General features: G+C 68.2%; 5 protein-coding genes and 1 pseudogene. 1 reads left to right on the top strand and 5 read right to left on the bottom strand.

The window, feature by feature from the left end; translation table 11 throughout:
* Positions 1-341: 341 nt before the first annotated feature.
* From HY699_14710 to HY699_14690, 5 genes are all read right to left on the bottom strand, one after another.
* Complete coding sequence (locus HY699_14710) at positions 342-3,188, bottom strand: molybdopterin-dependent oxidoreductase (protein ID MBI4517055.1); 2,847 nt, start codon at positions 3,186-3,188, stop codon at positions 342-344.
* Between the two features lie 26 nt (positions 3,189-3,214).
* Positions 3,215-4,033, bottom strand: a complete 819-nt coding sequence (gene arsM / locus HY699_14705; GenBank protein ID MBI4517054.1) for an arsenite methyltransferase — start codon at positions 4,031-4,033, stop codon at positions 3,215-3,217.
* A complete protein-coding gene (locus HY699_14700; GenBank protein ID MBI4517053.1) occupies positions 4,033-4,365 on the bottom strand; it encodes a winged helix-turn-helix transcriptional regulator in 333 nt (110 codons plus the stop codon). Before HY699_14700 ends, arsM begins: the two co-directional genes overlap by 1 nt.
* 9 nt (positions 4,366-4,374) lie before the next feature.
* Positions 4,375-4,623 carry a hypothetical protein gene (locus HY699_14695; protein MBI4517052.1) on the bottom strand — a complete coding sequence of 83 codons (249 nt, stop codon included), beginning with the start codon at positions 4,621-4,623 and terminating at the stop codon, positions 4,375-4,377.
* 139 nt (positions 4,624-4,762) lie between these two features.
* A complete protein-coding gene (locus HY699_14690; GenBank protein MBI4517051.1) occupies positions 4,763-7,486 on the bottom strand; it encodes a zinc carboxypeptidase in 2,724 nt (907 codons plus the stop codon).
* 207 nt (positions 7,487-7,693) lie between these two features.
* Between HY699_14690 and HY699_14685 the strand changes: the two are divergent.
* Positions 7,694-7,802, top strand: a pseudogene (locus HY699_14685) (GIY-YIG nuclease family protein).

Here is a 7,802-nt window from a genome sequence, read left to right as displayed (position 1 = left end):
TCTGCCACCAGATGCCAGGCTCGTGGTGAACGTCCGGAGTGGGGAAGTGCGACGGTTTGTGAACGGTTCCGTCGAAGTGAAACGGCGCCCTCGGGTGCAGCACCCGCACCGCAGTCTCCTGCGCCTCAATCACGCGCGAGGGCATAACATCAGGGGGAGGCAGTCGAAGGCTAGGATCACCGGCATCGGGACGATCAGTCGTGGGACCCACACGAACGGAGCACGGCCAATGCCTCGGCAAGTTGCCCAGTGCGTGAGCCTTGCGGCCTCTCGCCGGAAGCGGGCATCGAAGCGTAGGGCGCACCGGAGCCCGAAGAACCTGGCCACGGCGATTATGGCGCTTACACTCGCTCCACCTCGACCCGCGTGTCGCGATCGATCTGGTTGGGCTCCCAGTGCCCCTGCGACCAGTGCAGCTGCCCGTAATCGCCCACCAGCGCCGTCGGCTTGATTGGACTCGGAATGATGGCGTGATCGCTGCGGCCGCCGCGGAACTGATACGGCTCCCAGGCGTGGTACACCAGCACTTGGCCGGGGCGGACGTAGTTGGCGATCTTGGCGCGCAGGACAAACGCGCCGAGGTCGTTGCGGACGCGCACGAGATCGTGGTCCGCGATCTGTCTTTCCGCCGCGTCGCGCTCGCTCAGGTACACCACCGGCTCGCCGCGTTGGAGGCGGAGCATCGTCTGCTGATCGCGCCACTGCGAGTGAATGCTCCAACGCGTATGGCCGCCGCTTAGCACCAGCGGATAGTTCCCACCCGCTGCCGGCGGCGGCTTGTACACCGGCAGCGCCTCGCCGCATTCCAGGAACCAGGGATGGTCGATGTAGAACTGCTGCCTACCGGTGAGCGTCGGCCAGGGCTGCTTCTTTTCGAGAAACCAGCGGTGCGGCACCACCGGCTCGTTTGCGGAGTAGTCGCTGAAGTTGCCGATCGGGCCGGTGCTCTTCATGCGGGTCGCGCCGTCGCGGCGCAGATCGTCGAGCGACACCTTCTTCACCGGCGTCGAGTAGTCGAGGATGAAGCGCAAGGCCTTCTCTTCATCGCCGGGGCCGAATCGGCCGCGATCGGTGAACGTCTCGCCAAAACGGCGGGCGTCGCGCTCGACCTCGGCGATGTCCGTGTACGGTTGCAAGTCGCGCCGGCGCGCCTCGCGTTCCACGGCCTCGGCGAGCAACGCGAAGATCTCCCACTCCGGCTTGGCTTCGCCCAGCGGCGCCACGGCCCGGTCGCCGAGGTGCACGTACGGAACGTTGGAGTTGAGACTCTTGATATCTGTCTTCTCGTACCAGAAGGCGGCGGGCAGAATGATGTCGGCCTGGCGCGCGGTCTCGCTCATGCGGAACGTGACATCGACGGCCAGTTTCAGCTTGGACCACAAGGTTTCGAGCAGCCGGGTGTTGTTGCGCGAATGGCGCAGGATGTTGCCGAAGACCGAAAGAATCACCTGCGGCGGACGACCGGGCGCCGGAAAAATCGGGAACCATTTCTTCTCCAGCGCCTCGCGCAGGTACTCGGCCGTCGGACGCGGCGCGCTGGTGTCGCCGTAGCGCTGATCGGCCGAGGCCGCATCCAGCCCGCCGTGCACAGCATGCCAGAGCGTGCCCGGCACAAAATGACTGAGCACGCTGCGCATCGCCTCGGCCGGCTTCAGATAGGATTTGGCACCAAAAGTGAGTACGTTGAGCAAGCCGACTCGGTCCTGGCTGGCCAGCAGGGCGAATCCTTCGAGCGCGAAGGTGCCGCCGCCGCGCCAGCCGCCGCCCCCGCGGCCGACGTTGCCGGTGAGCGACGCCAGCAGAATCTGCGCCCGCTGCGCCAGATCGGCGTGCAGGAACTTGCACTGCCCGAACTCGGCCACAATCAGCGCGGCCGGCGCCGCCGCGAACCCGCGCGCGAAGCGGCGGATGGTGGCAGCGGCGACTCCGGTGATTTCGGCAACCTGCTCGGGTCGATAGGTGGCGTCGAGCCGCTCGCGCAGCAGCGCGAACACCGTGCGGACAGGCACCGGCTTGCCACTGATGGTGATAGTGCCCGTAAAGGTCAGATCGGCCACGACCTTGGGGTCGTCCAGTTGCTTGCTGCGCCCGCTGCCGGGCGCCGGTGCCGGGCGGCCGAGCTTGGCGTCCCAGACATAGAACGCCGAGTCGGAGCCGCCGCGGTGCAGGTCGGCTTCGCGGACAAAGCGGCCGGTGTCGGTCCGCACCAGCAGCGGCAGGTCGGTTTGCTCCGCGACGTATGCCGGGTTGAACAAGTTCTCGGCGACGATCACCTGCGCGGCGCCCAGCGCCAGCGCGGCGTCGGTGCCGGGGCGTGGGTTGAGCCACAGATCGGCGTGAATGGCGGTTGCGTTCAGATCGGGCGCGACCACGACGATCTCAGCGCCGCGATAGCGCGCCTCATTGAGGAAGTGGGCGTCGGGAATACGAGTCGCCGCCGGGTTGAACGCCCAGAGCACGAGGTAGTTCGAGCGGTACCAGTCATCCGACGAACCGCACGGGTGGCCATCGCCAAACGTGATGGCAGCGCCGGCGATCAGGTCGCCGATCTGCGCCGTCGGATCCGTTACCGGTGAGCCGAGCAAGTGAAAGAAGCGCAACGGCGCGGCGCTGTTCGGGCCGGCGCCGATGTTCGAGCCCAGCTCGCACACCACCGACGCCGGCCCGTCGCGCTCGATGGCCTCGACCATAGCGGTGGCGGTTGCGGCGAGCGCTTCGTCCCACGAGATGCGTTGCCAGCGGCCGTCGCCGCGCGCCCCGACGCGGCGCAACGGGTAGCGGATGCGCGAGGGCGAGTACATCAGGTCGGCGGCGCACGCGCCCTTCTGGCAGCCGCGCGGGTTGAAGTCGGGTAAGCTGGGCATCGATGCGACGTACGGCGCCTTCTGCTCCTCGCGCCACACCACATCGTCTTTCACGAACAAGTCCCAGGCGCAGCCGGCCGTGCAGTTCGTCATCGTGTGCGTGCCGCGCACCACCCGATCCCAGCGCCACTGCCGGCGGTAGAGGTCTTCCCAGCCGCGGTAGTCGCGAGAGCCCGCCAAAGTGGCGGAATGCTGCACCGAGGGCGTAACCTCTCGGGCTGACGCCGGCGCCGGCTGAAGCCTGGCGAGCCCCAGCGCCAGCGCGGTCGCGCCGCTCGCTTGCAGGAAGTCACGCCGAGTGAGCGCGCTCGGTTGTACGGCCATAGTCACCCTCCCGCTGCGCGTGCCGCTCACGGCTTGCTGGCGGAGACCGCGATGCTGGCGACGCTGGCCACCAAGCGCCGGAGATCATCGCCATCGCCCACGGCGGCAATCACTTCTGCCGCGACCGGATCGGGCGCGCAGGCGCAAGCTTCGCCGAGCAACGCCGAGGCGTCTGTTTCCCGGACGACCCGCACGTCGCCGAACCCAGCATCGGCGATCGCTCGGAGATAGTCACCCTTGAGAGCGGCGCCGGCGATGCACCCGACGAAGGCTTCGACGCTGGCGCGCACGGGCTCCGGCGGCAACGTCCGCCAGACAATGTCGGAGACCAGCAACCGCCCGCCTGGCTTGAGCACGCGGAACGCTTCGCGGAAGACCCGCGGCTTGTCGGGCGACAGATTGATCACGCAGTTCGAGATGACGACGTCGACGCTGGCGCCCTCGACCGGCAACTCCTCGATGGTGCCGAGCCGGAACTCGGCGTTGGTAACGCCCGCGGCGCGGGCGTTCTCCTGCGCCTTGGCGACCATCGCCGGCGTCATGTCGACCCCGATCACGCGCCCTGCGGGACCGACCGCGCGCACGGCCAGGAAGGCGTCGAAGCCCGCGCCCGAGCCGAGGTCGAGCACCACGTCACCGGGACGGAGCTGCGCCAGCGCGGTTGGGTTACCGCAGCCGAGGCCGAGGTTGGCGCCCTCGGGGGCCACGCGCAGATCGCCTTCGCTGTAGCCCACCGCGCGGGCGACGTCGTCCACCGGTGCCGCGGTGCCGCCCTCGGCAATCGCGCCGTAGCGCCGGCGCACCGCGTCGCGCAGTTGATCGGCCTTGACGAGTTGTTCGTCCATTACGATTCTCCTTCAGCCAATGCTCGCGATCTTCGCCGCACGTTCTTGAGCATCGGCCGGCAGCACGCGAAGTCCGCGAAGAACAAGCCACAACACTTGGTGAGTTCGTCGGGATTGATCGCGTAGTAGACCTCCTTGCCGCGTTTGTGGGCGGTGACCAGGCCGGCGTCCTTGAGGATGCGCAGGTGGTGGGAGATCGACGGCTGGGTCATGTCGAAGTTCTGCGCCAGCTCGGAGACACACAGCTCGCCCTTGCGCTCCAGCAGGGCCAGCATCTTCTGCCGTGTCGCGTCGCCGAGGGCGCGGAAAGCACGAACGAAGTTCGCCATCATGCCCTTCCGTCAGCCGCCGGCGTAGCCGCAACACGGAGCGCAGGCGAGCGGACCCAGCCGCGGCCGCGCAGCGCTTCTGCCTGCGAACAACGGGCGCTCGCCGGCGCCGACAATCCCGGCGACCGCGGCCAGCAGCAATGCGATCATCGCCCACACCAGCACCGTCGCCCACAGCAGCGGCAGCGACAATGGCGCCGGCAGCGCGTCGCCGGCGTACGCCGCCAGCGCGGTGAGTGGCAACCCGAAGATGGAATTCATTTCTATACCTCCTCTCGACGCATCGAAATATATCTATGCGTCGTTGGGAGTCAAGCCCCCCAAACTGGCGCCGGCGCAGGCGGCGTTGGCCGAGCGCTGCCCGTACCTGAGCTGGCGTGCGCCGGTTGTGGATGTTGGGCTAGCCAGTCGCGGTGGGCGTGATCGAGGGGCGGCGTGTCGGCGTGGGGGTGCGGGTGGCGGTCGGGCGACGGGTGGGGGTAAGCGTTGGCGTCCTAGTCGGGCGCCGCGTCCAGGTAGCGGTCGCCGTCGGGGTGCGGGTGCGCGTGGGCGGTTTGGTCCAGGTGGCGGTCGGGGTGCTGGTCGGGCGTCGCGTCCAGGTACGCGTACGGGTCGAGGTGGGCCGCCGCGTCCAGGTCGGTGTGGCGGTCCTGGTCGGGGTGCGGGTGTGCGTTGGCGTGATTGTCGGGTGGCGGGTCCGGCTCGGCGTCGGTGTTACGCTGGGGAAGGGACCGAGACTGGCGCTGGCCGGCAGGAGGTGAATGAGATCCGGTCCGGATTCGTAATCCTGCCAGCCGCCGCTAGCGAGCGCGTAGCGCGCTGGAGTCGCGGGTTGAGCATCGAGCGCAAGGCCGGCACCGTCGCTGGCGCTGACGGCCAGTTGCCAGGCGCTGGTGGCGTCGCCGTATGCCGGAATTGTCAGCTCGCCCACCCAGGTATCGTTGTCGTAGTCACCGCGCTGCCATCCTTGACCAGGCGCGCGAACTGCCGCCTTGACTTCGTCGAATGCTGCCGCGCGGCTCATTGTCACCACCGGTGCGGCACCAGCCGGCAGTGGTTTGGAGAACTGCAGCGACAGCAGCAACCGCCCGGGTTGCAGCAACTCGGCTTTTTCGGTCACTACGAGCGTGTTAACATCACCGCTATGCTGCCAGCTCGCCTGGTACACCGGCAGGTCGAGCGCCCCGCCGGCGCCGGTTTGCCAGGCGGTCACGCGCGCCAGTGCGGGCGGGCCGATGCTCCAGTCGATCAATGGCTGGGCCGCCGCCCACGATTCGCGGGTTATGGGCTCGATCTGGCTCTCGGGCACGTAGAAGCAGCACTGCGCTGGGCGCAGCTCCCAGATGAACGCGCCGAGGGTGTGGTCCACGCCGTAGGCATGATCGACCGAGGTGCCAGTGGCGACGTAAAGCCCGACCGCCGGCTGCGGTTTGTAGTGAACCCCGTTGGCGGCACTCAGCCGCTGGGCCAGCAGGGTGCCCAGGCCGGCCAGCGTGGCGGCGTCCGCCGGAGCGCTGGTGGTGTAGGCCCAAGGATACAAGACCAGCTGGCCGTAGTTGTGGAAGTCGACCCGAGCGGAAAAATTGTGGGCTGGATCGGCGGTCAGCGCCGCCAGCGCCTGCACTTCGAGCTCCGACAGTGGCACCGGCCCGCGATAGAGCTGGAAGTCATTGGGCGAGTCGCTGGCGCCGACGTCATCGCCGGTACGCGGGCAAGGCTGGTCGCCGGGCAGCCGCCAGGCGAAGCCGTAGTTGCGGTTGAGGTCGATCCCGACACCGGCGCCGCAGCTGGTGTTCGTCACCGGCCGGCGGTTCTTGCGCCAGTAGCGCACGCTGTCGGTGGCGCCATTGGCCGACTGCTGGCTGTAGGCGAGGCCGTCCGGGTTGACGATCGGTACCAGCCAGACCTCGCTGTGATCGACCAGAAAGCGGATGCCGTCATCGGTGGCATAGCCCTCCAGCAGCTGTCGCGCAAAGAACATCGGTGGCTCGACTGCAATCCACTCACGGGCGTGGTGGCAACCGGTAAAGAGCACGTCCGGCTTGCGCGGATCATCACTGCCGGCGTCCCGGCTCACTTTTAGTGCCCAAATCTCCCGGCCCTCGTAAGTTGGCCCCAAGCTGACCAGGGAAGCCAGGTTCGGCCAGCGGTCGGCAAGTTCCTGCAACTCGGCGGCAACCTCATCGTACGAATGAAATCGTGCATCAAAGCCGGCGGCTTCAGCGGGGGCGGCGGCGGTGGCGAGATCCGGAAAGAAGCGGCGGCCAGCAAGCGGGAACTCCTCGGGCGTCAAGACCGCGACCACCCGCACACCGCGCCGGCGATAGCGGCGGGCCAGGTAACTTCGTGGGCGCGCTGCGGGTAGGACATCGAGATACGCAAGGTAGTGCTGGTTGCTGGCCACCACGTCCTCATTGTCGCCGAGCCAGCCGTAAGCGCTGCCGGCGGCCGGCGGCGGCCCGCTGCGAGCGAGATCGATGACGATGATCCGCGGCGAGTAATCGTTCGCCGCGGCGGCCGACTGATAGCGTGGGGTGATGCGTTGGGCCATGGCCCTCCCGGCCTGCCGGTCGCGCTGCCACTCGGCCACCGAGTCGAACAGCACCTCACTGCCGACGCCGGCCGCTGCTAGACGCTGGCGCGCTGACGGCGGCAGCGCGGCCACGACACCGGCGGCATCACTCTGCCACACTGCTAGGTCGAGTCCTCCGCCAGCCGATTCCAGCGCCGCACGGAACCGGTTCAGCTCCTCGATCGGCAGATCGAGGAGCACCACCTGCGCCACCCGCTGCCGGCGTGCGAGCCGGTGGCGCGCCGCGGCCAAGCCGCCGGCGAGCTGGCTTCGCCGCCGGCCGCCGGCCGCGGCCACCGCCCGCTCCCAAATCTCCAACACACCGGGCTCTTCATTGGATGCCAACTCGTTCAGTGCCTGCGCAAAGGCGGCGGCGTCCGCGCTGGTCAGTTGCCGCTCCAACCGCGCCAGACGTTCAACGCGCGCCCGTTCGGCCGAGAGAGCGGGGCCCAGTGTTTGCGCCGGCGCAGGTGCCGCGGCGATCGCTACGAGCAACGCGCCGGCAACGCCGGCCATCTGCCAAGAGATCCACCCATGCATGTCGGCGCCCATGTCGGTGCCATTGTACGGCGTCGTCGCACAGGTGCAAACCGGCACCGGGCAGCGCCCGGCTTGGCCGGGCCCCGCAACCTCGGGCGTGGCCGCCCGGGGGTGCGCGACAAATTTGTGGGTAACGTGGTTCGGTGTTATGGCCGTCGTTCCCGCGAAAGCGGGCCGTCATTCCCGCGAAAGCGGGAATCCAGTTTGGCGTTTGGCGCTATGGACAAGTAGTTCTGCGTTTACATCCTGGCCAGCAAACGGAACGGCACGCTGTACATTGGGGTGACCTCACAGCTGGCAACGCGGGTGTGGCAGCATCAGAGCAAGG

The sequence above is a fragment of the Deltaproteobacteria bacterium genome (genome assembly GCA_016210005.1).
GTDB lineage: Bacteria > Desulfobacterota > Binatia > HRBIN30 > JACQVA1 > JACQVA1.
This window is presented reverse-complemented; position numbering and strand designations above follow the sequence as displayed.